This window comes from Labrys sp. ALF-8, assembly GCF_059699065.1.
In genome coordinates, this window is the sequence record NZ_AP048537.1 from 4,269,273 (window position 1) to 4,292,184 (window position 22,912).

The window sequence follows — 22,912 nt, forward strand, 5'->3', positions numbered from 1 at the left end:
AGCGTGGCCGGCGTCAGAGGTTCCAGCCGGCCTTGAGGCCTTCGAGCACGGCTTCCTCTGCCGTACGCGGGGTCAGGCAATCGCCAATGACGTGGATCTCCGCCGCAAGGCCTTCCAGCTCCGCCTCGAGACCGCGCTCTGCGTCATGGCCAAGCGAGGTCACCAGCGTGTCGATGCCTTCGATCACGATCGGTTCGCGTCCGGTGACATGGGCGAGATAGACGGTCTGGCCGTCGACTCCGTAGAGGTCCGCATAGGGAATCACCTCGACGCCGAGGTCGTGCAGCACGCCGGCCCAGTGGTCGCGCACATAGGCCTGGATGCGCTGGCCCGGCATGTAGCCGTTGACGGCGAGGCGAACCTTGCAGCCGGCACGTGCGAGCTTTTCGGCCACACCCATGCCGATCCAGTCGCAGCGCCAGTCCGCCACCAGGACGGAGGAGCCGATGTTCACTTCGTCCCGCAGTACCTGCCAGGCATTGACGACATGCGCCGTCTCGGCACCCGGCAGGTCGACCCGCCTCGGGGAAGCGCCCGTTGCCACGACGATGCAATCGGGCTGCTCGCGTTCGATCAGGGACCTGTCGACACGCGTGTTCTTCATCACCTTCACGCCGGCAATTTCGGCCTCTCGCGTGAGATTGGTGACGATGCCGCCAAATTCGAGCCTTCTCGGCAACAATTGCGCCAGCAACGCCTGGCCGCCGAGCCGGCCCGAGGCCTCGCAGAGAGTCACGTCATGACCGCGCGCAGCGGCGATGCTGGCAGCCTTGAGCCCGGCCGGCCCGCCGCCCGCGACAAGCACCTTCTTCACGCTCGCGGCAGGCAGCGTCTTGCCATAGGCGAGTTCCCGCCCGGTTTCCGGGTGCTGGATACATGAGATCGGCACGCCGAGCTGAAAGTGCCCGATGCAGGCCTGATTGCAGGCGATGCAAGCGCGGATATCGTCGAAGCGGCCATCCCGTGCCTTCGCGGGCATGTCGGGATCGCAGATGAGCGCCCGTGTCATCCCGACCATGTCCGCTTCGCCATTGGCGACAAGGCGTTCGGCGTCCTGGGGCTGGTTCACCCGGCCGGTGTAGAACACGGGCGTATTCACCTTGCGCCGGATCGCGGCGGCAACCGGTGCCCCATAGGCGCTGGCGAAGGCCATGGCGGGGGCGATGTGCACGGCCCCGCCGAAGCTCGCCGAGGAGCCGATGGCGAGGTTGAAATAATCGAACGTGCCGTCGAGGGCACGCAGCACCGCCTCCACTTCTTCGGCGGTCAGGCCATTGAGATCGCTGTCCTCGGCGCTGAAGCGCAGACCCACCACGAAATCGGGGCCGGTGCGGGCACGCACGGCCTCGACCACTTCGCGAAGGAAGCGCAGGCGATTGTCGAGCGAGCCGCCATAGGCGTCTTCGCGCAGGTTGACGCGCGGATTCACGAACTGTGCCGGCAGATAGCCGTGGCTACCGACGATCTCCACACCATCCAGCCCGGCCTGCTCCAGCCGCGCCGCTGCAGTGCCATAGCCTTCCACGATTTCGCGGATCATCGTCGGCGACATCGGCCGTGGCATGACGTGGAAGCGCTGGTTGGGCACGGCGGAAGGAGCGTAGGCGACGGGAGCCGTCCCCTCCGCGGTTTCCATGATCTCGCGGCCGGGATGAAAAAGCTGGCCGAACACCGTGGCTCCCTCGGCATGGCAGACATCGGCGAGGCGCCGGTAGCCGGGGATGCAGTCGTCGCTGGTCGCCATCAGGAGGTGGGAGGTGTAGCGGGCGGTCTCGTGGACGCCGGCCACCTGCAGCACGATCAGGCCGACGCCTCCCCGGGCGCGCGCCTGCTGATAAGCGATCAGGGCATCGTTCGGAACGAAGGCGGTGGGCAACGTCGTGTCGTGCCCCGTCGACATGATGCGATTCTTGATCCGCGTGTTGCGGATGGTGAAGGGCGAGTAGAGATGGGGGAGGGAATGGCTCACGCGGCCTCGGCTTGACGGTTTCGGCCGATTGCTTCAGCCGGAGAGACTATCAAACAGGTGCCGCGCGTTTTTCAAGGCGCAAACGAAGAGGGTTGCCCTACATGCTCCCGAGGGTGAAGTCGAAGCGATAGGTCGCCGAGACGCCGATCAGGAACTGGTTCGCGTTTCCGCGCTGCTTGACCAGGCTGGAATCCGCTGCCGGGCCGGTGAGGCGGCTATATTCGGCGAAGGCGCTGGTGGTGACCTTGTCGGTGGTCTTCCAAGTGAGGGCACCGCCGACGCCCACGGATTTGATGCCGCCGCCGTCGGGATGGTAGACATTGAGCCCAGACGCGAGCGATTCCGCCAGCGAAACGCCGTAATATGCCTCATAATAGCTTTCGCTGGCCGCCGAGAGGCGCGGGCCGCCCGAGATGCGCCATGTCGGCGTGATGTCGTAGAAGGCGTCGGCCGACAGATCGGCAACGACGCCGTGATGCGCCCTGATACCCTGCCGGACCTCGGCGCGCAGGCGCAGCCAGTCGGCCGGATAATAGTTCATGAAGACGCCGAGTTCGCCGCCCCACGGGACGTCCTTGAGGCCCCGCAGGTCGTCGGATGCCGAATCGGTACGTTCAAACAGGATCTTGCCCACAGGACCGATCTGGAAATTGCCGGTGTCGAACACCGACAGGCTCGGATTGTCGTTGCGGGATGAAAAGCGAGGGCCAACGCCCGAACGGCCCAGCGAGATGATCGGCGCAGGCAGGAAGCCCATGTCGCCGGCGCCTTCATAGCTGGGGCCTGCCGCTGCTTCGGCGCCGACGGTGAGCGACCAGTCGCCGGCGAAGTACGTGTTCCAGAATCCCGTCGGCGTATAGGGCGAGGATTGAGCCAGTGCGGGCGAGGCCAGCATGCAGCCAAGGGCGGCGGCCGCGACGGTCGTCTTCAACAGAGTACGCAACATTACTTCTTTCCCAGCTCTGCCCGCGTCGCAATCGTCGGCAGGTCCTGCCCCAAAGTGCCTGCGAGGTGACAACAAAGAATGAATCAAGGGATGGAATTTCAATGATTTTCCCTAACGTCATGTTTTCGATGCTGCGAGCATCGTCAGATTCATGTCGTCGCAATGCGATGACAGGTCCATGGCGGTTACGGTCAACCTGCCGAATATCCAGAAGGCAGGCGGAGAAAGATTGACGGACCCCCTTATAAACGTGGTGGCATTTTTGTGGCCAGCAAAAAACGACTCGGGGGGTGCCGATATTCTTCCTTCAAAATCGAATCGCTGGGGTATAGGAGACACCGTTTCGTCAATTCGAAGGCCAGTTATGCCGCCCGTCGTCCGCTTCGCGCCCTCTCCCACCGGTTACATCCATATCGGCAACATCCGCACCGCGCTGTTGAACTGGTGCGTGGCCAAGCGCGACGGCGGCCAATTCATTCTCCGCTACGACGATACCGACACCGCCCGCTCGCGGCGTGAATATGCAGATGCGATCAAAGAAGACCTGGCCTGGCTCGGCATGACGCCGGATATCGTGGTGCGTCAGTCCGACCGGCTGCCCCTCTATGATGCGGCGACCGCCAAGCTGCGGGACGCCGCTCGCCTCTATCCCTGCTACGAGACCGAAGAGGAGCTCGATCGCCGCCGCGCCCTTCAGAAGGCACGGGGATTGCCGCCGATCTATGATCGCGCCGCCCTCAAGCTGAGCGACGCCCAGAAGGCGGCCTTCGAAGCCGAGGGGCGACGGCCGCACTGGCGCTTCCTGCTCAACCATCGCAGGGTGGAATGGGCCGATGGCGTGCGTGGTCCTGCCCATGTCGACACCAGTTCGCTGTCCGATCCCGTGCTGGTGCGCGCCGACGGCAGCTATCTCTACACGGTGACATCGGTGATCGACGACATCGATCTCGGCGTGACGGAGATCATCCGCGGCGAGGATCACGTCACCAACACCGCCGTCCAGATTGAGATCTTCCAGGCGCTCGGTGGCGCGGTGCCGGCCTTCGCCCATCACAACCTGCTCACGACCATGAGCGGAGAGGGACTCTCCAAGCGCAGCGGCGCGCTCTCGATCCGCTCCCTGCGCGAGGAAGGGTTCGAACCGATGGCGGTTTCGAGCCTCGCCCTGCTCACGGGCACCTCCGAGGCCGTGCGCCCCATCGGGACGCTCGGAGAACTCGCGAGGCTGGTCGATCTTTCCCGTATCTCTCGGGCACCCGCGCGCTTTGATCCCGCTGAGATCGAGGTACTGAATGCACGCCTCCTCCACGAGACGCCCTATGGGGAGGTTGCGGAGCGCCTTGCTGCCCTTGGTGTCGGCGGTGGCGAGGCATTCTGGCAGGCGGTGCGCAGCAACATCGTAAAGCTTGCCGATGCAAAGGGCTGGTGGGAGGTGGTGACCGGTCCGGTCGCAGGCGGGGCAGAGGATGTCGCTTTCCTGGCCAAGGCCGCTGCCGTTCTGCCACCTGTGCCCTGGGACGAGACCACCTGGAGCGCCTGGACCGATGCGGTCAAGGCCGAGACGGGGGCGAAGGGCAAGGCGCTGTTCATGCCGCTGCGCCGCGCGCTGACGGGGCTCGACCATGGGCCGGAGTTGAAGGGCCTGCTGCCGTTGATCGGGCGAGAGCAGGTGCTGGCGCGGCTGAAGGGGTAGTCCCGGCGGGTGCTGCCCCTGAAGAGACGGCAGGGCCTGTCCGGCCCATTGTGGTCCATCTGGCGCGACCGGCCTTTCCATCCCATATGCAGCGGACGAGGAGGCACTGGATGCTGCGCAAGATCTTCTTCGGCCTGGCCGCTATCGCCGTTCTGGCCGCGACACCCGCCCCGGCTCAAAGCCAGGATCCCGATCTCATCTTCAAGAAATCGACGGTGTGGAAGTTTCTCACGCCGGACGACAAGCTCGCCGTTTATGGTATCGACGATCCCGATGTCGAGGGTGTCGCCTGTCACTTCACCGTGCCTGAAAAGGGCGGTCTGAAGGGCATGTTCGGCGTGGCCGAGGAGGTCTCGGACATCTCGCTGGCCTGCCGCCAGATCGGGCCAATCAAGTTCAAGGACAAGTTCGAGCAGGGCGCGCTCGTCTATCGGCAGTCACGCTCGCTTTTCTTCAAGAAGATGCAGGTGGTGCGCGGCTGCGATGCCAAGCGCAATGTGCTGGTCTATCTCGTCTATAGCGACAAGCTGATCGAAGGATCGCCGAAAAACTCGACATCCTCGGTGCCGATCATGCCTTGGAATGGCGAGCCAGCGGCTAAGTGCGGGGATTTCGTGACGGATTGATCCGGTGTGTCGGCCTTCGGGCCGACACGAAAGACTGCGACCGGAAAGACGTGCCGGCCTTTCAGCCGGCGCGGCATCCTACTTCTCGCAGGTGATGACGACCGCATGCGGCTGCGCGACCGCAACCTTGGTGGGACCGTTGATCGACCCCGTGATATCGGCTTCGCTCTGCCGGCGATAATCGATGGCGCGTGCGTAGCCATTGGCGACACACCATTCGGTAGCGATCGGCTGGCCGCAGGCCGCGCCGCTTTCGAGGCAGGTGTCCACGCCGTAGCCATCGTCATTGGCGACGACGAAGGATGCGACATTCTGGGCAAAAGCCGGCGTGGCGAAGGCCAGCGAGACGGCGAACAGGAAAATGGTACTCGGTTTCATCGAAATACTGGCTCATGAACGGGGCTGCCCCGTTCGATATCGGAGCCTCACTACCATCGCAGTGCGCTTTTAAACATCCGTAAATCCACGTGGAGAAAGTTTGGCGGAACCATGTTGCCGCCATGCATCACTAATGGCGGGTTAAGGGCGCCCTTCCGGAATGACAGCCATCTTGACTTCCGCGCCCGCTTGGCACATTGGTCCCGCCATGACAAAGACGGCCATCCTTTCGCGGGTTATTTGCAGCTAGCAGGAACGCTGGCTGGCGCCGTCATTCGCCCAAAATCTTGAGCGCGGACGCCCCTGGTCAGCCGAGGCAGGGAACGCATGACTTTAAGGCTCTACGATACGCGCACGCGCGCAAAGGTCGACTTCCAGCCGGTCGACCCCGATCATGTGCGCATGTATGTCTGCGGTCCGACGGTCTATGACTTCGCCCATATCGGGAATGCGCGTCCGATCATCGTATTCGACGTGCTGTTCCGCCTGCTGCGTCATCTCCATGGCGCCGAGCATGTGACCTACGCGCGGAACGTCACCGATGTCGACGACAAGATCAACGACAGGGCGGCCGACCGCGGTATTTCCATCCGCGAGTTGACCGACGGGACGCTGGCGCAGTTCCACAAGGACATCCGGGCGCTAGGCGTTCTCATGCCCGATCAGGTCAACCAGCAAGGCAAGCCTCCCCAGATGGTTGAGCCTCGCGCGACGGACCATATCGCGGAGATGAAGGCGATCATCGAGCGTCTCATCTCGCGTGGCGTCGCCTATGTGGCCGAGGAACACGTGCTGTTCTCCGTGCATGCCATGGAGAAGCTGGCCGATGTGCCGCCCTATGGCTCGCTGGCACGCCGTTCCCTCGACGAGATGCTGGCCGGCGCGCGCGTCGACGTCGCGCCCTACAAGCGCGACCCGATGGATTTCGTCCTCTGGAAGCCTTCGCACGACCCTCAACCAGGCTGGCCGAGCCCCGCTGGCATCGCCACCCCCGGGCGCCCCGGCTGGCATATCGAATGCTCGGCCATGTCCATGGCCAAGCTTCTGATACCTTTTGGGGGCGGCCTCGCCTGCGACGACCCGGCTCGCAACGTCTTCGACATCCATGGCGGAGGCATCGATCTGGTCTTTCCGCATCATGAGAACGAGATCGCTCAGAGCTGCTGTGCTTTCGGGACGCCGGTTATGGCGACTGTGTGGATGCACAACGGCTTCCTGCAGGTCGAGGGCGAGAAGATGTCGAAGAGCCTCGGCAACTTCATCACCATCCGCGAACTGCTGGCGAGCGACAAGTTCGGCGGACGGGCCTGGCATGGCGACGTGCTCCGCCTCGCCATGCTGCGCACTCATTACCGCCAGCCGATCGACTGGACGGCGCAGGCCCTCCTTGAAGCCCAGCAGACCCTGCTGCGGTGGTACGAGGACGCCCCCGAGGGCGGCAGCGTGGATCCAGGCATCGTCGAGGCGCTGTCGGACGATCTCAACACGCCCGCCGTGCTGGCTCGCCTGCATCAGCTCGGCGATCCCGCCGACCGTGCGGCAACGCTCGCTTTCCTCGGCTTTCGCGTCGACGCTGCTGCCCTGAAGGGTGACACCCATGTCAGCGACGCCTTGAGGGCGCAGGTGGAGACGCTGCTCGAGGCCCGGAAGTCTGCGCGCGCCGCCAGGAACTGGCCGGAATCCGATCGTATCCGGGACGAGCTCGCTCAGCTCAACATCGCGGTGAAGGACAACAAGGACGGTACGACGAGCTGGGAGGTGAAGGTCTGATGGCACAACAGGCAATGCCGAAAGCAGGGCTCCGCCCCTTCCTGCCCGCCGATGCGCCTATGCTGGCGGAAATCTTCCGCGCGGGCATCCATGAGCTGACCGGGGACGATTATTCCGAAGGCCAGCAGGAGGCCTGGGCCAGCGCCGCCGATGACGAGGATGCCTGGAGCCGCCGGCTCGCCGGCTCACTCACGCTTGTCGCCACGGTCAATGGTTCGCCGGTCGGCTTCATTGCCCTCAAGGGCAAGGAACTGGTCGATCTCCTCTACGTTCATCCGGCCGTGGCGGGGCAGGGCGTGGCAGCCATGCTCTACAATGCCCTCGAGCAACTCGCCAAGGCGCGTGGCGCCGCCGAATTGACGGTCGATGCCAGCGATACCGCCCGCGATTTCTTCCAGAGGCGGGGGTTTTCGGCGCAGCGCCGCAATACCGTGACCCTCGGCGACGAATGGCTCGGCAACACGACGATGAAGAAAACCCTGGCGGCGGCACCGGGGGCGGCATCGTGACGACGCGCGACCGGCTCTACCTCTTCGATACGACCCTGCGTGACGGGGCTCAGACGACGGGTGTCGACTTCTCCCTGCCGGACAAGCAGGCGATCGCCCGGCTGCTCGACGATCTCGGCGTCGACTATATCGAAGGGGGCTATCCCGGCGCCAATCCGCTCGATACGCAGCTGTTCAGCCAGGATCATGGGTTGAGAGCCCGGTTTACCGCCTTCGGAATGACCAAGCGGGCGGGGCGCTCGGCCGCCAACGATCCCGGCATCGCCAGCCTGCTGGATGCCAGGGCCGATGCGATCTGCTTCGTCGCCAAGAGCTGGGACCAGCAGGTGCGCATAGCGCTCGGCGTCAGCCTTGAGGAAAATCTCGATACCATTCGCGACAGCGTCGCCACCGCACGGGCGCGCGGGCGCGAGGTCCTGCTCGACTGCGAGCATTTCTTCGACGGGTACAAGGCCAATCCCGACTATGCCCTTGCCTGCGCCAGGGCCGCGTTCGAGGCGGGCGCGCGCTGGGTGGTCCTGTGCGACACCAATGGCGGCACGCTCCCCCACGAGGTCGAGCGCATCGTCGGCGACGTGGTAAAGGTCATTCCCGGCGCCAATCTCGGCATTCACGCCCATAACGACACGGAACAGGCGGTCGCCAATTCACTGGCGGCCGTGCGCGCGGGCGTGCGGCAGATCCAGGGTACGCTCAACGGACTTGGCGAGCGCTGCGGCAACGCCAATCTCACCTCGCTGATCCCGACGCTCCTGCTCAAGCCCGACTATGCCCGGCGTTTCGAGATCGGGGTCGATGCCCAGAGGCTCGAGACGCTCACCCGGGTGTCGCGCAAGCTGGACGAATTGCTGAATCGCACACCGGATCACCACGCGCCCTATGTCGGTTCGTCGGCTTTCGCCACCAAGGCGGGCATCCATGCCTCGGCCGTGGTTAAGGACCCCTCGACCTATGAGCATGTGGCGCCCGAGAGCGTCGGGAACAGGCGCAAGCTCCTGGTATCCGACCAGGCGGGCAAATCGAACATCCTCGCCGAACTCGAACGCCTCGGCCTGGAGATCGACAAGGACGATCCTCGCCTGTCCCGGCTTCTCGGCGCGCTCAAGGACAAGGAAGCGCAGGGCTATGCCTATGAGGGCGCCGATGCCTCCTTCTTCCTGCTCGCCAAGCGCGTGCTCGGAACCGTGCCCGAATTCTTCTTCATCGAGCGCTTCAGCGTGAATGTGGAGCGGCGATGGAACGCCAGGGGCGAACTCGGCAGCTACTCCGAAGCCATCGTCAAGGTGAAGGTGGGCGAGGAGGAACTGATCTCCGCTGCCGAAGGACAGGGACCGGTCAACGCCCTAGACATCGCGCTGCGCAAGGATCTCGGCAAGTACCAGTCCTATATCGAGGATCTGAGGCTGGTGGACTACAAGGTCCGCGTCTTCCAGGGCGGTTCGGATGCCGTCACGCGCGTGCTGATCGAGTTCCAGGACAAGACCGGCGAGCGCTGGAGCACGGTGGGCGTCTCCGACAACATCATCGACGCTTCCTTCCAGGCATTGACGGATTCGATGACCTACAAGCTCCTCAAGTCGGGGGCGGAAGCATAGGACTTCCGCCTCACCGGGGACCACAGGCGTCGTAGGACTCCCCTCGAAAGTCCGCCTCTTCCCTCAGGCCTTCGTCCGCCAGCCTTCCATCTGTGCCGTGGTGTGCTCGAAGGACCGGATGCCGGCATCCGAGCCGAGGCCGGTGGCGACAAGGCCGGCCGCAGCCTGGGCAAAGCGCACGGCCTTCTCCGGATCCATGCGGTGGTGGAGGGCGGCGATGAATCCGGCATCGAAGGCATCGCCGCAACCCGTGGTGTCCACGACCTCGATATCGTAGGCGGGAACTTTGAGGCGCGTGCCGTCCCGGTGCGCGTAGAAGGCCCCTTCGCCCCCGAGCGTAAACACGCAGCAGGCCGCGCCCGCATCGAGATAGAAGGACGCGCAGTCCTCCACGGAGGTCCTGCCCGACATGTCGCGCGCCTCCTCGATCGAGGGCATGAAGTAATCGATGAAGGGCAGCAGCGGCAGCACAAGTCCGGCCGTCTGCGCGGTCGCGGCGATGAGATCGAAAGTCACCGTGCGTCCGCGCCGCTTGGCTTCCTCCAGCAATATGCGGCTCCTCTCGCCGTCGAGCGTGCGCAGGAGGCCCGTCCCGCCGAGATGCACGATCGGCGCGTCGAAGACCTGGTCGTAGAGGCTGGACGGCACGTCGAAGTGATCGGAAGCGCCGCGCACATGAAGGGCCGGGCGCTCACCATTGGGCCGGACGTTGAGGATGGTGGCCGAGGTGGGCACGCCGGGCAGACGCTGCATGGCCGAGACGTCGATGCCGAATTTGGCGAGGGTCGCAAGCACGAAATCGGCTTTCTCGTCGTCGCCGACGGCCCCGACCGCAAGGCTCCGGAGCCCGAGCTTGGCGGTATCGACCACGGTCCCGCCGGCTGTGCCCGCGACGGTCAAACGGATCTCATCGATGAACTCGACATTGCCGCGATCGGGAATGCGGCTGATGGGCCTGCCGAGAATGTCGAGGATATAGAGCCCGATGACGGAAACGTCGTAGCGCATGCAAGCCTCTCTTGTGGGATGTCAGATGCCGACACGTGACCCGTCGGCGAAGATCATGAGATCTTCGCGAGGCACGGAAAGGTGGACCTTCTGGCCCACTCCGGCTGGAGGAATGCCCTCCGTGTTGACCTTGACGAGCACGTCGCCGATGCGCGCCTTGGTGAGGTAGCGCCCGGCGATACCGATGGCCTGATCCACCAGCAGGGCCTCGACTGTCTGCGGGCCGGCCGCACCGGTCATGCGGACCAGTTCGGGACGTATGCCGATGGTGAGGCCGGCTCCCTGAGGCAGACCGGCAGGAGCCGCCAGCGGCTCGGCCAGGATGACCGAGGTTATCCGTCCCTGCTCCGCCGAGGCCGGCACGAAGTTCATGCCAGGATTGCCGAGGAACCAGCCGCCGAATTCGGTGGTGGGCTGGTTGTAGAGCTGCTGCGGCCGGTCATACTGCATGATCTTGCCGCTCTTCATCAGGGCGATGCGATCGGCGAGCGTCATCGCTTCGGTCTGGTCGTGGGTGACGTAGACGATGGTCTGGCGCAGGCGCTGGGTAACCGCCTTGAAGGCACGGATCAGTGCCAGCTTGGCCTTGACCTCCACATTGGTCGTCGGCTCGTCGAACAGCACGATCTCCGATTGCCGCGCGACGGCACGGCCGACCGCGACCTTCTGCCGGTTGCCTGCATCGAGTTCCTCGATGAACGCACCCGCCAGCCCGCGGATGTCGAGGACGTCGAGCACCTCATCGACCCGCCTGTCCCGCTCGACCGACGAAACGGCGCGATCGTAGCGCAGCGGCAAGGCGATGTTCTCGGCGACCGACAGTGTCGGATACATCACCGGATACTGGAAGACCATCCCGACATTGCGCTTGCGCGGCGGCAGGTCGGTGACGTCCCGCCCGCCGAAGAGGATGCGGCCGGATGTCGGCGCTTCGAGCCCCGCTATGATGCGCATGAGTGTGGTCTTGCCGCAACCGGACGGGCCGAGAAGACAAGCGACCTCTCCGTCCGCGAAGCGCATGGCAATATCATCGACGGCGGTGAAGGCGCCGAAGCGCTTGAGGATGTGATCGATGACGATCTCGGTCATGCCTGCCTCACGTCGCGGGTTGAAAGGCGATCCGACGCCCGCTCGCGGCGTCGAACAGCATGAGCGTCGCCGGGTCGGCCGACAGCGCCACGATCTCGTCGAAGGCTGGGGGAGCCCGGCCTGAAAGAGGGAAGCTGAGCGTGAACGATTGCCCTTCGGCATCGACATAGACCACCGCCTCGCCGCCCAGGTTTTCGACCAGCCTCACCCGTCCCTCGAAGCGGATGGCTCCCGCGGCACCGAGCTTGAGCGCTTCCGGTCGGATTCCGACGAGCAGCCGGTGGGCGGATGGTGGGGAGGAGAGTGCTAGGCGGAGCGGCCCCGCTCTCAACGTCGTTCCCTCCAGGCTGCCTTCGAGCAGGTTCGCCTGGGGAAAGCCGATGAGATCCAGGGACCTGACATGCCTGGGGTCGTGATAAAGCTGCGTTGCTTCCTCATGCTCGATCAGGCGTCCTTGGTCGAGGACCGCGATGCGCTGGGCCATGGTGAGCGCTTCCAGCGAATCCGAGGTGGCATAGAGAAACGTCGCCTTCAGGTCTTCCCGCAAGGCCTTCAATTCGTCCATCAGGCGCTCGCGCAGCTTGTAGTCGAGGCCGACGAGCGGGTCGTCGAGGACGAAGACATCGGCATCCTTGAGTAGGCCCCTGGCCACGGCGACACGCTGCTTCTCGCCTCCGGAAAGCTGGTCTGGGGTCTTGGTCAGGAGATGTCCGATCGACAGGATCCCCGCGGCCCGGTCCACCCGGCGCGCGATTTCTTCACGTGGCGCCCGGGCGAGCGTCAGCGGATAGGCCACGTTCTGGTAGACGGTGAGGTGGGGATAGAGGGCGAAGCTCTGCGGTACATAGCCGATCGAGCGCTGGGCGGCCGTCAGGTTGGTGATGTCATTGCCGGCCAGCAGAATTCGCCCGGAATCGGGAGCCTCCAGGCCCACGAGCAGGCGGAACAGCACGGACTTGCCGGCCTTGGACGGCCCGCAGACGACGGTGAAGCTCTGCGGTTCGACATCGAGGGTCAGCGCGTCGAGCGCATTCCGGCCCCGATAGGCTTTCGTGATGGATTGGAACGAGATCGCCGACATCACCGCCCCAACTGAGACAGTGTGGGCACCAGCACTATGCCGATGACGAATACGAGCGCGATGATGCCGAGGAACAGGACGATCAATGCGAGGCTGCGGCCTATGGAAGCCGATTTCGGGACGTTGCCGACGGCGATCTGCAGCAGTGTGGAGACGACGAGTACTGCAAGCCCGGCCTTGAACAGGATCAGATTGTAGCGCTGCGCGATGAGCGCGATGCCCAACAGCATGCCTACGATCAGCACGCGTTCCAGCCGTTCCGGGAATGAGCTGATCAGCTTCATCTCAAACCTCTCCTCGAACGGTGCCGAAGGTCATGCCGACCAGGAGATATTTCTGGAAGACGTAGATGAACAGGATCGGCGGAATGACGTAGATGGTCGTCAACGAGGAAATGAAGGTCCAGTTCAGGCCGCCGTCCGAATATGTGCCCACCGCCAGTGCATAGGGAATGTTCTGTGTCGAAACGCCGCCGATGATGAAATTGAAGAGGAATTCGTTCCACACGAAGATGAGATTGAAGATGAAAGCCGCGATGAGGCCAGGCTTCACCTGGGGCAATACCACTCTGAAGATGATGTGAAACCAGGAGCCACCGTTGACGATGCCCGTCTCGTCGAAACGGATGGATACGCTGTCGAGGAATCCCTTCAGAATCCAGACCGAGAAGGGGATGGAGAACATGGCGTAGAAGAGCGCCAGCCAGAAGTGGTTGTCCTTCCAGCCGAAGCCCGCATACATCAGGTAGACGGGCAGGATGACGGCGGGTCCGGGCAACATGCGGATCGACAGCAGCAGGAACATCAGGAAGTCGGTGCCCTTGGGTCGGAAGCGCGAAAAGCAGAAGGCCGCAAGGAACGACACCGTCACCGCCAGCACGACGGCCACCAGCGACAGCACGACGGAGTTGGACAACTGCAGCAGGAGCGACTGGCGGCTGAACAGGTCGATGTAGTTTTCGAGCGTCGGCGTGAAAAGGAGCCTCGGCGGCACCGCCAGGATGTCGTCTCGCGTCTTGAAGGAGGACAGCACGATCCAGCCGATCGGGGCCGCGAAGAACAGCGAGATCAGCCAGAGCAGGGCATAGTAGAGATATTCGCGCAGCTTTCCCGCTCTCATGACTGCCTCCGCCTGCGCAGGTTGAGCACGAAGATGAAGACGGAGGTCATGGCGATCGAGATGAGCAGGAGCAGGACCGAATAGGCCGACGACCAGCCCATGTTGAAGCTCTCGAAGGCCTGCTTGTTGAGTTCGAGGGCGACGAGGCGGGTCTGCTGGCCGGGGCCACCCTTGGTCATGGGGATGATCAGGTCGAGCGTCTTGAAGCTGTCGATGGTGCGCAGCAGGACGCCCAGCATCAGGATGAACTTGCCGTGGTGCCAGATGATCAGATTGAGGCGTCGCGGCCAGGGAATGCGGTCGATCTCCGCGGCCTCGAGCTCGGCGCGAGGGACGGAGCCGAGGGCGGCGAGGGTCATCAGCGTCATGAAAGGGATCCACATCCAGCAATCCACCGCCAGTACCGCCCAATAGGCGGTTGCGGGATCACCCAGGAAGTTGATCGGGGCCGTACCGAACAGCCCGTTCAGGAGCGCGTTGAGCACGCCGAACGTGGGATCGTATATGAAGCGGAAGAACGTACCCGTCGCCACCGGCGTCAGCACCATGGGCGCGAAGAGCAGGGTGAGGGCGAGCCGCCGCCCCGGCATCGCTTTCGAACCCCAGAACAGGAAGCCGAGAACGGCGCCGATCACGGTCTGGATGCCGACCCCCAGACCCACGAAGGAGAAGGTGCGGGCGAGGTCGAACCAGATGCCGTTCCGATTGCCGAAGATCTGCAGGAAGTTGCGGAAGCCGACGAATTCGGGCGGGGCACCGCTGGTGAGGGAATAATTGTAGAAGGAGAGCCCCATCAGCCACAGCGTCGGAATGGTGTTGAACACGACGAAGAAAGCCAGTACCGGCGCCAGCAGGACAGCGATCAATATACGTCGATCATCGAGGAGGCGCCGGCGGACCGGGGCGCGGGATGATTGGGACATCGGTATCCTTCGGCTGCGGCGCCCGCCTGGAGCGCTGGACCAGAAAGGGGCCGGCGCTGCTGCCCGCAGCGCCGGAAACGATGAGGTTGCCCGGCGCGGCCGGGCATGTCTCAGAGGGACGTGCTGCCGCAGATGTCGGAAGGCTGCGTCTTCGTCGTGCCGGCATCAAAGAGAATCTGCTGCTGCTGGCAGGCGATGTAGTCCAGCACCTTCCTGGCATCGGCGCTCTGGCCCGTCATGTAGGAGGTGAAACCCTCCTGCTGGATGGCGAGCATCTCCGAATATTTCGGGTCATGCCAGAAGTCCTGCGACCGGCCCGGCTCGAGCATGAACTTGTAGGCGCGGTTCCAGGGGTTGACGGTGTCGAAGTCGGCCTTCGAGAGGGTGGCCTTGTCGCAGGGATTGCCGCCGCGCTTGGCGTATTCCTTAGCCGTCTCCGGCAGGTACCACCAGTTCATGAAGTCGACGGCCACGCGCATCTTGGCTTCGTCGTTGAAGGCGTTGATCACCCAGGGCTGGCCGCCCATGCAATAGATGCGCTTGTCCTCTCCGGCCTTGCCGAACTTTGGCGGCGGCACGACGAGCACCTTGTCCTTGTTCTCCGGCGTGATCATGGCGAGGCCGACGGCAGCCCATTGCAGGCAGGTGGCCACCTTGCCCTGCGTCCACACGTCGATTTCCTCGGCGATGCCGAAATTGGTGGCGCCCGGCGGCATGTATTTCAGCCAGGACTTCATGCGCTCCATCGCCTTGGCATTGCCATCGGTGTTGAGCACGCCCTCGACCTGTCCCGTCTTGGCGTCCCAGATTTCGCCGCCGGAGCTCCACATGATCGAGAAGAGCGGACAGGTGCAGAAATCGTAGACGCGGCTGTACTGCCAGGCGGCGCCCCAGAGCCCCTTGTCGGGGCGCGTGAAGAACTCCATCACCTTCTCGTAGTCGTCGGCGCTGAGGTTCTCGTAGTCCTCGAACGTCGAGGGGAGCTTGATGCCGTACTTGGCCTTGAAGGCCTCCTGCTCCTTGGGATCCTCCACCAGGTCCTTGCGGACATACAACGCCTTGGTGTCGCCCTCCTGCGGCAGGCCCCAGATGTCCTGGCTGCCGTCAGGATAGCGCATATAGGTGTTCACCACCGTGTCGGAATACCAGTCGAGCTGCAGGTTCTTGTTCTTGGCGATGATGTCGTTGAGCTTGAGGATCCAGCCGGGCTTGGCGAGGGCGCCCAGCCACTGGCTGTCGGAAATGATGATGTTGAATTCCTGGCTCTTGGTGGCGAGCGAGGTCGCGGCCTTCTGGAAGAGGTCGGAGAAGGGCGCCTCGGCGAAGCCGAAGGTCACGTCGTACCCGTATTTCTCCTTCACGTAGTCGGCGAAGAGCGGGGACATCTTGACGCCCAGCGACGAGGGCAGCCAGCCCGCGATGCCGAGGATGTTCATCTCGATCTTCTTGCCCGCGAGGGGGTGGGCCTCAGCCGCCTTGAGGCGGTTGATGAAGGGAGCTCCCAGCGCTCCCGACAGGCCGAGGGCCGCAGCGCCCTTCAACAGGGTGCGACGTGGCAATACAAGGCCCGGTACCGTACCCGAAGGTCTAGTCATCAGTTCCTCCTCAGTGGCTTATTTGCCTGGCGTTTCCGTTGGCCTTTTCGGCCCTTATTTCCGAGTTTCACACTCTTGCCTTCTTCGGGCAATCAGTGCTGTCCGGTTGGTATTGCGACATAATTCAAATCATGTACAACAAATGTCAAGATGTCCAAATGGCACAGTTTTCGGGGCGGAGCACATGAGGGGGCAATATACAGCCTTCCCACAGCATTTCCGTGATGTTTCGTGGCTCCGGGCCCTCCGGCGCCGTGATCACCATGGAGACACTACAAACGCTGTTGCAGCGATGACTGCCATATCTTGCCGGGTGCTTCATGGGGCGCCCATGCGGGTACCACGGTCAACCGGCCCCGTCGGCCGATCTCCGAGCCTGAGTGGCGCCATGGTCCGCAACGCCGTGAACGAAAGTTTCGGCTTGTCATTTCCCGGGACGAAGATAACAGGCCTCTCACGCGGTGTCTGAGCGAAGCGGGCGCGAGAGGATATTCACGGCATGGGAGAAACACGGGTGCGCACGAAGAAGCTCATCAACGATCCAAAGAATATCATCGAGGAGATGCTGGAAGGCGTGGTCCGGTCCCACCCGGGCCATGTCAGGCAGGTGCCAGGCAGCCCTCGTTCCGTCGTGGCGGTGACGGGACCGCGCGAGGGCAAGGTCGGTCTGGTGATCGGGGGCGGCTCCGGCCATGAACCGACGTTTCTCGGCTTCGTCGGCAAGGGGCTGGCGGATGCCTGTGCCGTCGGCAACGTCTTTGCTTCGCCTCCGCCGGATCCGATCCTGGAATGCGCCAAGGCGGCCAGCGGCGGGGCGGGCGTGCTCTTCATGTATGGCAACTACGCCGGCGACGTGATGAATTTCGACATGGCGGCCGAAATGGCGGCGATGGACGACATCGAGGTGCGCACTGTGCTCACCACGGACGACGTGGCCTCCGCGCCCATCGACCAGAAGTCCAAGCGGCGCGGCGTTGCCGGCAACTTCTTCATCTTCAAGATCGCCGGTGCGGCCTGCGACAGGATGTGGTCGCTGGACGAATGCGAACGCGCGGCGCGCAAGGCCAATGATCATACCTTCACCATGGGTGTGGCGCTCTCTCCCTGCTCCCTGCCACATACGCTGAAGCACAATTTCGAGATCGGCGAAAATGAGATGGAGATCGGCATGGGTATCCACGGCGAGCCGGGGGTCGCCCGCGAGCCGTTGCGCAGCGCCGATGAGGTGACGGACGACATGATGGAGCGCATCTTCGCCGAGTTGCCGGTTCGCGAGGGCGGCAAGGTGGCGGTACTAATCAATTCGCTGGGGTCGACGCCGTTGATGGAACTCTATGTCATCAGCCGTCGCGTGCATCAGCGCCTGGCGAACAAGGGAATAGGCGTGCACGCTACCTGGGTCGGCAACTACTGCACCTCCCTGGAAATGGCGGGGGCTTCCGTCACCCTCGTCGCGCTCGACGAGGAACTGACCGAGCTTCTGGATCACCCCTGCGAGTGTGCCATGTTCCGTGTAGGCTGAACCGCCGCCCACGAAACCAGAATGTGCCTGATACCGGACCGAGGCCTATGACCGAGTTCACCACCGACAAGCTGATCCGCATGTTCACGACCATTGCCGGGGCGATCGAAGCCAACAAGGAACGCCTGTCGGAACTCGACGGCGTGATCGGCGATGCGGACCACGGCGTCACCATGGATATCGGCTTCGGCGCTGTAACCGAGGCGCTCGCAAACCTCGATCCCGCCGGAACAGAGCCGACCCAGGTCTTCAACACCGCGGCGAAGTCCTTCCTCAATGCGGTGGGCGCCTCCTCCGGCCCCCTGTACGCAACCGCCTTCATGCGTGCCGGGGCGGCCGTGAAGGGGAGGACCAGCCTGGACCGGGACGCCATGGTGGCGGCCGTTGCCGCGATGGCCCAGGGCATCCAAGATCGAGGCAAGGCCGAACGCGGCGAAAAGACGATGGTGGATGCCTGGTTGCCGGCGGCGGAAGCCATTCGCGCGGCCGCGGAGGAGGGGCAGTCTCTGCAGGCCTGCCTGGAAGCGGCGGTGAAGGCGGCCGAGGAGGGAACCGAGGCGACGAAGGCGATGCTCGCCTCCAAGGGGCGGGCTTCGCGCCTTGGCGAACGCGCCCTCGGTCATGTCGATCCGGGTGCCGCGTCGGCCGTGATCATCCTCGCGGCGATCGCAGGCAGCGCTACTGCCTGATCGCCTCGGCGTTGATGGTGATGTCGACCTTGTCGCCGATCATCGGCAGGAATGCCTTCATTCCGTAGTCCGAGCGGCGAAGGCTGGCGGAGGCCGTGAAGCCGGCGACCGTCTCGTTCCCCCTCAGGAAATCGGGCGCGATGCGATTCAAGGCGACCCTCAGCGTGACCGGCCTGGATATCCCCAGCAGCGAGAGATCTCCGACGACGTCGGCGCTGCTCGAGCTTCGCCTCCTTGTCCTCGTGCTTCGGAACGTCAGGGCCGGGAATTTCGCGACATCGAAATAGTCGGCCGAGCGCAAATCCTCGTCGCGCGTGGCCGAACCTGTGTCGATGCTGGCGGCTCCGATTGTCACTTCCACGCTGCTCTTTTCGGGCTGCTTTTCGTCAAGCGTCAGAGTGCCCTTGATATCGTGGAAGGTGCCGGTGATGCGGGAATAACCGAGGTGATCAATAGTGAAGATGATCTGGGTGTGTTCGGGATCGAGCTGGTAGAGGTCGGCGGCAGTGGCCGAAGAGAGTGGGACAGACCCGGCCATGAGGGCTGCCGCCGCGAGGGAGGAAGTGACAAGCTTCATGGGCATTCCATGCTCGCGTCAAAGCCGTGGAATGAAGGAAACACGCGCAAAGCTGCTTTTATTCGATGGAGCGAGGCGTTTTGTGGACCGGGAACATGGACGAGCGGTAAGGCAACCCGGGGTTGGTTCACAGGCATGGCTGTTCGTGGCTTGATGCCGGCGGCCTTTTCGGCAAGGGGGGTGCCGGCGTCTGGAGCCAGGAGGCGGTAATGCTGGGAAAACTGATCCTGCCTTGCATGTTTCTCGCGGCATCGGCGTGTATAGACAGGGCCGCCGCCGAGACGATCGATGTGTTCGACGATCACGGCGGCAGCGTGGCTGTTTATGCGCAGCGCTGGCAGAGGCTGGCAGCTCGCGGCGTCGACGTACGGATCGTCGGGCCTTGCCAATCGGCATGCACGGTGCTGCTCGGATATGTGCCACGCCGACGCATCTGCGTGACGCCCCAGGCACGCTTCGGGTTCCATGCGGCCCGCCGCCCGGAGATGACGGCGGTGCTCTGGCGGGGGTACGCACCGGACATCCGCGGCTGGATCGATGCTCGGGGCGGGCTTGCGCCGGACTTCAAATGGATGTCGGCGCCGGACATCTATCGCTACTTCCGCAAGTGTTGACGCGCGGCGCCTTCGAGGACCTACAGCGTCTCCGGCGCGATGTGCAGCTCCATCTCGGCCTGGCTGATCTTTTCGATCGCCGCCTTGATCATCGGCACGACATCCTCGGCCCTGTCCGCAACGAGTACGTCGACCGCGGTCTCCGGGCGGATGAAGCCTTCCTTGCGCATGTGGTCCAGGATCTCGAGGAAGCGTGTCCAGAAGCCGTCGATGTTGACGAGAAGGATCGGCTTCTTGTGCTGGCCGAGTTGGGCCCAGGTCAGCTGCTCGACCAGTTCCTCCAACGTCCCGACACCGCCGGGGAGGGCGACGAAGGCATCGGCACGCTCGAACATCAATCGCTTGCGCTCATGCATGTCCTTGGTGACGATGAGTTCCTCCACAGCGGTCAGCATGCGCTCTCGGCGCTGCAGAAAGGTGGGGATGATGCCGGTGACGGTGCCGCCATTGTCGATGACGGAGCGGGCGACGGTGCCCATCAGGCCGACATCGCCGCCGCCGTAGACGAGGCGGATGCCGCCTGCCGCCATGTCCGCACCGAGGCGCTGCGCGCCAGCGACATAGGAAGGACGGTTGCCATTGCCTGAGCCGCAATAGACGCAAATCGATCTTAGCTTTGTCATGCCTTCGGTTTTGCAACGCAGCATGTTTCCGGTCAAGCCCGACGGACGGGCCGTCGACAAACAGGAGATGCGCCGCCGCCGGCTGCGGGGAAGGCGGGCGGGTGGTCGATGCGGTGAAACCTGGGAGCCGGAACAACCCGGCGTCCGAGTTCGTCCAGGCATGGAAGCGTCTCCTTACCGCATGATTTCGGCGCGAAAGGCGTTTCCGGCATGGCCGCCATAATAACGGCAAGCAAACATGTTTCCCTGTATTCTGCCGCGCCCCGAACGAGTTTTGAGAACCCGGCGGGTTCTACCGTAGAGGACGCCGCTTCTTCTGATGACGACACGTGGGCGAGTGAGATCGGCATCGAGGGGGAAGACTTTTCCGATCTGTGACCATCAAGGGTAGAAACAGTCCGAAATCGGCCGGCAACTTGTCGAAATGCCGAGATCGAAATGGCGAGGTGGAGCTTTGCTGCTATGCGGGAACCGATATCTGAAGCCCGCAGTTCCCATGAGGAAACGGAATTCGGTGCCTGCGAGCAGCAAAGAGCAGGGACAGGGAAATAAAAAACTGTCACTTTCAAAACAACACGTTGATTACCAACGATAAAGTAGGTCATAGGTAAGCCTCGCCGCTCGCGATATTTTTATGCGAAGCTGCGAGTTGCGAATTTGCAGAGAACTGGTGCGGGCAGTCCGCGGGCGTATGTCGTCGATGCACTTGCGGTGCGGCACCGGGCGTGACACCAATCGTTTCGATGCGCGTGCTTGCATCGGGAGTGCGTGATGGCAGTGGGCTGGAAGAGTCTTGCGGGAATTGTGGGCGCGGCGAGCGTTGTGAGCGTCGGCACGCTTTACAGCGTGCTGGTGCGGGAACCGGCCGCCACCACGCAGCCAGCCCCCCAGACGAATGCTGCGCCCGGCAACCAGCCAGCGACCCCTCTTGCCTCGAGCAAGCCGTCGACGCCTCCGGATGGCGCTGCGCCGGCAGTTCCCGCGTCACAAGCGACACAATCCGTGACGGAAAAACAGGTGGCCGGCCAGCCGTCCGCTCCCAAGTCCGATGCATCCAAGCCCGATTCCACGGCGCAGGACGGTTCGAAGCCGGCTGCGCAGGTGAACGCTGGCAAGCCTGCATCCGATACTGCTGCCACCCCTGCGGGGAGCAAGGCTGCCAAGAACCAGGTTGTGCCGACCTTCGATGTCGCGCGCATCGAGCCCGGCGGCGATGCCGTTATTGCCGGACGGGCGGCGCCGGGCGCGACTGTGGAACTGCTGCGCAACGGCAATACCTATGCCCGGGCGGTCGCCGATGTCGGCGGCCAGTGGGCCATCGTGCCTCCCACCCTGCCCAAGGGGCCTTGCGAACTGACCTTGCGTACGACCTCGCCGGACGGACGCGTGGCGCAGTCCGAGCAGACGGTTTCGGTGCGTGTGCCTGAGCAGCCCGGCGAGGAGGTGGTGATCGTCCTCAACACGCCGGACCAGCCTTCCAAGGTGTTGACCGATGCCGCGCCCCCTGGCGGCAAGCCCGTTGCCAATTCGCAAGTAGCCGCGGCACCGCCGACGGAGGCGTTGCCATCCGGCAACGGCGCCACCGTGGCCAATCCCTCCGAGCCCACCCCGAGCACGCCCAAGGCCGATGCGGCCAACACGCCCACGCGGGCGAACGCATCGATCCGGACCGTCGAGGCCGACGAGAGAGGCCGCTTCTTCGTTACCGGGATGGCCGAACCGGGTGCTTCGTTGCGCATCTATCTCAACGACACGCTGGTGGCCACGGTGACTGCGGCCAAGGACGGCAGCTTCGGCATGACCATCGAGAAGGGCATGTCGCCAGGAGACTACAAGGTACGCGTGGATGACATCGCCAGCGGTTCGGGCCAGGTGCTGACCCGCGCGGAGGTGCCGTTCGCCATGGCGGAAAAGACGGCCTCGGCATCCACGCCGGCCGTGGTCGCTGCCGCCACGTCGCCCGGCAAGTCCGCCACTCCCGGTGTCACGGCGCCAGCCGCCGGGTCGACGCCGGTGGCAACGGGCGGTGTTCCGGGGTCGGCCACGCCCCAGCAGGCCCAGCCCGCCAGCGTGGAAGCACCGGGCGCCGCCACCACGATGGGCGCTCCGGTTGCCTCCGGCGCGGACGGTGGAGCCACTGGTGCGGTGAGATCTGCCGCGACGGGCGTGCCGGCTCAAGGCATGACGCCCGCGCCATCCGATCAGGCCAACTCGGCCCTTTCGACCGCGACGACGCCGGCCGCTGCCACGCAGGCCGCGCCAGGCAACCAGTCCGTGCAGGTCGGCGATGCCAAGCCGACCGGGGCGACGCCGCCGCCTTCCGTGGCCGTCGTCCCTGAGATCCGCACCACGACGATCGTGCAGGGGGACAATCTCTGGCGCATTTCGCGCAAGATCTACGGGCAGGGCATCCGCTACACCTGGATCTACGACGCCAATACCGGCCAGATCCGCAATCCCAATCTGATCTATCCCGGCCAGATCTTTGTGATGCCGGATAAGAAGGTGCCGTAAGGCGAGCGTCCGCTGCCGGGCGGGAGGCCTATGCGGTCCTCGAAGCCTGACCTAAGGTCATGAGCCGGGGCT

22 protein-coding genes are annotated in these 22,912 nt (G+C 63.9%); 9 read left to right on the plus strand and 13 right to left on the minus strand.

The annotated features are described in order from the left end of the window. Nucleotides 1-13 precede the first annotated feature (13 nt). Nucleotides 14-1,969 carry an oxidoreductase gene (locus AC6H34_RS19535; RefSeq protein ID WP_497539809.1) on the minus strand — a complete coding sequence of 652 codons (1,956 nt, stop codon included), beginning with the start codon at nucleotides 1,967-1,969 and terminating at the stop codon, nucleotides 14-16. A gap of 97 nt (nucleotides 1,970-2,066) precedes the next feature. Continuing rightward, nucleotides 2,067-2,915, minus strand: coding sequence for a MipA/OmpV family protein (locus tag AC6H34_RS19540; protein ID WP_497539810.1), 849 nt, complete (start codon nucleotides 2,913-2,915; stop codon nucleotides 2,067-2,069). A 364-nt stretch (nucleotides 2,916-3,279) separates the two neighbouring features. Between AC6H34_RS19540 and gltX the strand changes: the two genes are divergently transcribed. Then, nucleotides 3,280-4,608: a glutamate--tRNA ligase gene (gene gltX / locus AC6H34_RS19545; protein WP_497539811.1), complete on the plus strand. Its 1,329-nt coding sequence runs from the start codon at nucleotides 3,280-3,282 to the stop codon at nucleotides 4,606-4,608. A gap of 110 nt (nucleotides 4,609-4,718) precedes the next feature. After that, nucleotides 4,719-5,234 carry a CreA family protein gene (locus AC6H34_RS19550; RefSeq protein ID WP_448148257.1) on the plus strand — a complete coding sequence of 172 codons (516 nt, stop codon included), beginning with the start codon at nucleotides 4,719-4,721 and terminating at the stop codon, nucleotides 5,232-5,234. A 78-nt stretch (nucleotides 5,235-5,312) separates the two neighbouring features. Here AC6H34_RS19550 and AC6H34_RS19555 read toward each other — a convergent pair whose 3' ends face one another. Next, a complete protein-coding gene (locus tag AC6H34_RS19555) occupies nucleotides 5,313-5,612 on the minus strand; it encodes a hypothetical protein (protein ID WP_497539812.1) in 300 nt (99 codons plus the stop codon). A 327-nt stretch (nucleotides 5,613-5,939) separates the two neighbouring features. Between AC6H34_RS19555 and cysS the strand changes: the two genes are divergently transcribed. Genes cysS through cimA form a run of 3 tightly spaced genes read left to right on the plus strand, consistent with a single transcriptional unit; the run spans nucleotide 5,940 to nucleotide 9,486 of the window. Then, nucleotides 5,940-7,382, plus strand: coding sequence for a cysteine--tRNA ligase (gene cysS, locus AC6H34_RS19560; protein WP_497539813.1), 1,443 nt, complete (start codon nucleotides 5,940-5,942; stop codon nucleotides 7,380-7,382). Beyond that, nucleotides 7,382-7,891, plus strand: a complete 510-nt coding sequence (locus tag AC6H34_RS19565; RefSeq protein ID WP_448148254.1) for a GNAT family N-acetyltransferase — start codon at nucleotides 7,382-7,384, stop codon at nucleotides 7,889-7,891. The genes cysS and AC6H34_RS19565 overlap by 1 nt, the downstream gene beginning before the upstream one ends. Continuing rightward, the gene (gene cimA / locus AC6H34_RS19570; protein ID WP_497539814.1) at nucleotides 7,888-9,486 is read left to right on the plus strand and encodes a citramalate synthase; all 1,599 of its coding nucleotides are present in this window, start codon (nucleotides 7,888-7,890) and stop codon (nucleotides 9,484-9,486) included. The genes AC6H34_RS19565 and cimA overlap by 4 nt, the downstream gene beginning before the upstream one ends. Nucleotides 9,487-9,549: 63 nt before the next feature. Here the strand turns inward: cimA and AC6H34_RS19575 are convergent, their stop codons facing one another. The 7 genes from AC6H34_RS19575 to AC6H34_RS19605 all read right to left on the minus strand — a co-directional run bounded on the left by AC6H34_RS19575 (nucleotide 9,550) and on the right by AC6H34_RS19605 (nucleotide 16,301). Next, entirely contained in the window at nucleotides 9,550-10,494 is a 945-nt protein-coding gene (locus AC6H34_RS19575) for a carbohydrate kinase family protein (RefSeq protein ID WP_497539815.1), read from the minus strand. 21 nt (nucleotides 10,495-10,515) lie between these two features. Further along, nucleotides 10,516-11,583, minus strand: coding sequence for an ABC transporter ATP-binding protein (locus tag AC6H34_RS19580; RefSeq protein WP_497539816.1), 1,068 nt, complete (start codon nucleotides 11,581-11,583; stop codon nucleotides 10,516-10,518). 7 nt (nucleotides 11,584-11,590) lie between these two features. Continuing rightward, nucleotides 11,591-12,664 (minus strand): ABC transporter ATP-binding protein, encoded by a 1,074-nt coding sequence (locus tag AC6H34_RS19585; protein WP_497539817.1) that lies wholly within the window; start codon nucleotides 12,662-12,664, stop codon nucleotides 11,591-11,593. Continuing rightward, entirely contained in the window at nucleotides 12,664-12,948 is a 285-nt protein-coding gene (locus tag AC6H34_RS19590) for a hypothetical protein (protein WP_497539818.1), read from the minus strand. Before AC6H34_RS19590 ends, AC6H34_RS19585 begins: the two co-directional genes overlap by 1 nt. Nucleotide 12,949: 1 nt before the next feature. Then, complete coding sequence (locus AC6H34_RS19595) at nucleotides 12,950-13,783, minus strand: carbohydrate ABC transporter permease (protein ID WP_497539819.1); 834 nt, start codon at nucleotides 13,781-13,783, stop codon at nucleotides 12,950-12,952. Continuing rightward, nucleotides 13,780-14,706 (minus strand): carbohydrate ABC transporter permease, encoded by a 927-nt coding sequence (locus AC6H34_RS19600; protein ID WP_448148247.1) that lies wholly within the window; start codon nucleotides 14,704-14,706, stop codon nucleotides 13,780-13,782. Before AC6H34_RS19600 ends, AC6H34_RS19595 begins: the two co-directional genes overlap by 4 nt. A gap of 110 nt (nucleotides 14,707-14,816) precedes the next feature. Next, complete coding sequence (locus AC6H34_RS19605) at nucleotides 14,817-16,301, minus strand: ABC transporter substrate-binding protein (protein ID WP_448148246.1); 1,485 nt, start codon at nucleotides 16,299-16,301, stop codon at nucleotides 14,817-14,819. A 514-nt stretch (nucleotides 16,302-16,815) separates the two neighbouring features. Here AC6H34_RS19605 and AC6H34_RS19610 point away from each other — a divergent pair. Together AC6H34_RS19610 and dhaL are read left to right on the plus strand one after the other, a co-directional pair. Beyond that, entirely contained in the window at nucleotides 16,816-17,823 is a 1,008-nt protein-coding gene (locus AC6H34_RS19610; protein ID WP_448151310.1) for a dihydroxyacetone kinase subunit DhaK, read from the plus strand. 47 nt (nucleotides 17,824-17,870) lie between these two features. Beyond that, nucleotides 17,871-18,512 carry a dihydroxyacetone kinase subunit DhaL gene (dhaL, locus tag AC6H34_RS19615; protein ID WP_497539820.1) on the plus strand — a complete coding sequence of 214 codons (642 nt, stop codon included), beginning with the start codon at nucleotides 17,871-17,873 and terminating at the stop codon, nucleotides 18,510-18,512. Here dhaL and AC6H34_RS19620 read toward each other — a convergent pair. Continuing rightward, nucleotides 18,502-19,089 carry a YceI family protein gene (locus AC6H34_RS19620; RefSeq protein WP_497539821.1) on the minus strand — a complete coding sequence of 196 codons (588 nt, stop codon included), beginning with the start codon at nucleotides 19,087-19,089 and terminating at the stop codon, nucleotides 18,502-18,504. The two genes, dhaL and AC6H34_RS19620, sit on opposite strands and share 11 nt — an antisense overlap. A 209-nt stretch (nucleotides 19,090-19,298) precedes the next feature. On the opposite strand from AC6H34_RS19620, the gene AC6H34_RS19625 reads away from it, so the two are divergent. Continuing rightward, nucleotides 19,299-19,703 carry a hypothetical protein gene (locus AC6H34_RS19625; RefSeq protein WP_497539822.1) on the plus strand — a complete coding sequence of 135 codons (405 nt, stop codon included), beginning with the start codon at nucleotides 19,299-19,301 and terminating at the stop codon, nucleotides 19,701-19,703. Between the two features lie 20 nt (nucleotides 19,704-19,723). On the opposite strand, the gene AC6H34_RS19630 is transcribed toward AC6H34_RS19625, so the two are convergent. Continuing rightward, entirely contained in the window at nucleotides 19,724-20,326 is a 603-nt protein-coding gene (locus AC6H34_RS19630) for an LOG family protein (protein WP_448148242.1), read from the minus strand. Nucleotides 20,327-20,358: 32 nt separating this feature from the next. Continuing rightward, nucleotides 20,359-20,931 (minus strand): hypothetical protein, encoded by a 573-nt coding sequence (locus tag AC6H34_RS19635; RefSeq protein ID WP_497539823.1) that lies wholly within the window; start codon nucleotides 20,929-20,931, stop codon nucleotides 20,359-20,361. Between the two features lie 166 nt (nucleotides 20,932-21,097). Here AC6H34_RS19635 and AC6H34_RS19640 point away from each other — a divergent pair, with 166 nt between their 5' ends. Continuing rightward, entirely contained in the window at nucleotides 21,098-22,840 is a 1,743-nt protein-coding gene (locus tag AC6H34_RS19640) for a LysM peptidoglycan-binding domain-containing protein (RefSeq protein ID WP_497539824.1), read from the plus strand. Nucleotides 22,841-22,912 lie beyond the last annotated feature (72 nt).

Excerpts from the sequence above, each read along its gene's own strand:
- AC6H34_RS19540 (WP_497539810.1), bottom strand. The coding sequence starts at position 2,915 with ATGTTGCGTACTCTGTTGAAGACGACCGTCGCGGCCGCCGCCCTTGGC.
- AC6H34_RS19595 (WP_497539819.1), bottom strand. The coding sequence starts at position 13,783 with ATGAGAGCGGGAAAGCTGCGCGAATATCTCTACTATGCCCTGCTCTGG.
- AC6H34_RS19585 (WP_497539817.1), bottom strand. The coding sequence starts at position 12,664 with ATGTCGGCGATCTCGTTCCAATCCATCACGAAAGCCTATCGGGGCCGG.
- AC6H34_RS19565 (WP_448148254.1), top strand. The coding sequence starts at position 7,382 with ATGGCACAACAGGCAATGCCGAAAGCAGGGCTCCGCCCCTTCCTGCCC.
- AC6H34_RS19575 (WP_497539815.1), bottom strand. The coding sequence starts at position 10,494 with ATGCGCTACGACGTTTCCGTCATCGGGCTCTATATCCTCGACATTCTC.
- AC6H34_RS19630 (WP_448148242.1), bottom strand. The coding sequence starts at position 20,326 with ATGACAAAGCTAAGATCGATTTGCGTCTATTGCGGCTCAGGCAATGGC.
- cysS (WP_497539813.1), top strand. The coding sequence starts at position 5,940 with ATGACTTTAAGGCTCTACGATACGCGCACGCGCGCAAAGGTCGACTTC.
- AC6H34_RS19625 (WP_497539822.1), top strand. The coding sequence starts at position 19,299 with ATGCTGGGAAAACTGATCCTGCCTTGCATGTTTCTCGCGGCATCGGCG.
- AC6H34_RS19600 (WP_448148247.1), bottom strand. The coding sequence starts at position 14,706 with ATGTCCCAATCATCCCGCGCCCCGGTCCGCCGGCGCCTCCTCGATGAT.
- dhaL (WP_497539820.1), top strand. The coding sequence starts at position 17,871 with ATGACCGAGTTCACCACCGACAAGCTGATCCGCATGTTCACGACCATT.
- AC6H34_RS19635 (WP_497539823.1), bottom strand. The coding sequence starts at position 20,931 with ATGACCTACTTTATCGTTGGTAATCAACGTGTTGTTTTGAAAGTGACA.
- AC6H34_RS19590 (WP_497539818.1), bottom strand. The coding sequence starts at position 12,948 with ATGAAGCTGATCAGCTCATTCCCGGAACGGCTGGAACGCGTGCTGATC.
- AC6H34_RS19555 (WP_497539812.1), bottom strand. The coding sequence starts at position 5,612 with ATGAAACCGAGTACCATTTTCCTGTTCGCCGTCTCGCTGGCCTTCGCC.
- AC6H34_RS19550 (WP_448148257.1), top strand. The coding sequence starts at position 4,719 with ATGCTGCGCAAGATCTTCTTCGGCCTGGCCGCTATCGCCGTTCTGGCC.
- gltX (WP_497539811.1), top strand. The coding sequence starts at position 3,280 with ATGCCGCCCGTCGTCCGCTTCGCGCCCTCTCCCACCGGTTACATCCAT.
- AC6H34_RS19640 (WP_497539824.1), top strand. The coding sequence starts at position 21,098 with ATGGCAGTGGGCTGGAAGAGTCTTGCGGGAATTGTGGGCGCGGCGAGC.
- AC6H34_RS19605 (WP_448148246.1), bottom strand. The coding sequence starts at position 16,301 with ATGACTAGACCTTCGGGTACGGTACCGGGCCTTGTATTGCCACGTCGC.
- AC6H34_RS19620 (WP_497539821.1), bottom strand. The coding sequence starts at position 19,089 with ATGAAGCTTGTCACTTCCTCCCTCGCGGCGGCAGCCCTCATGGCCGGG.
- AC6H34_RS19580 (WP_497539816.1), bottom strand. The coding sequence starts at position 11,583 with ATGACCGAGATCGTCATCGATCACATCCTCAAGCGCTTCGGCGCCTTC.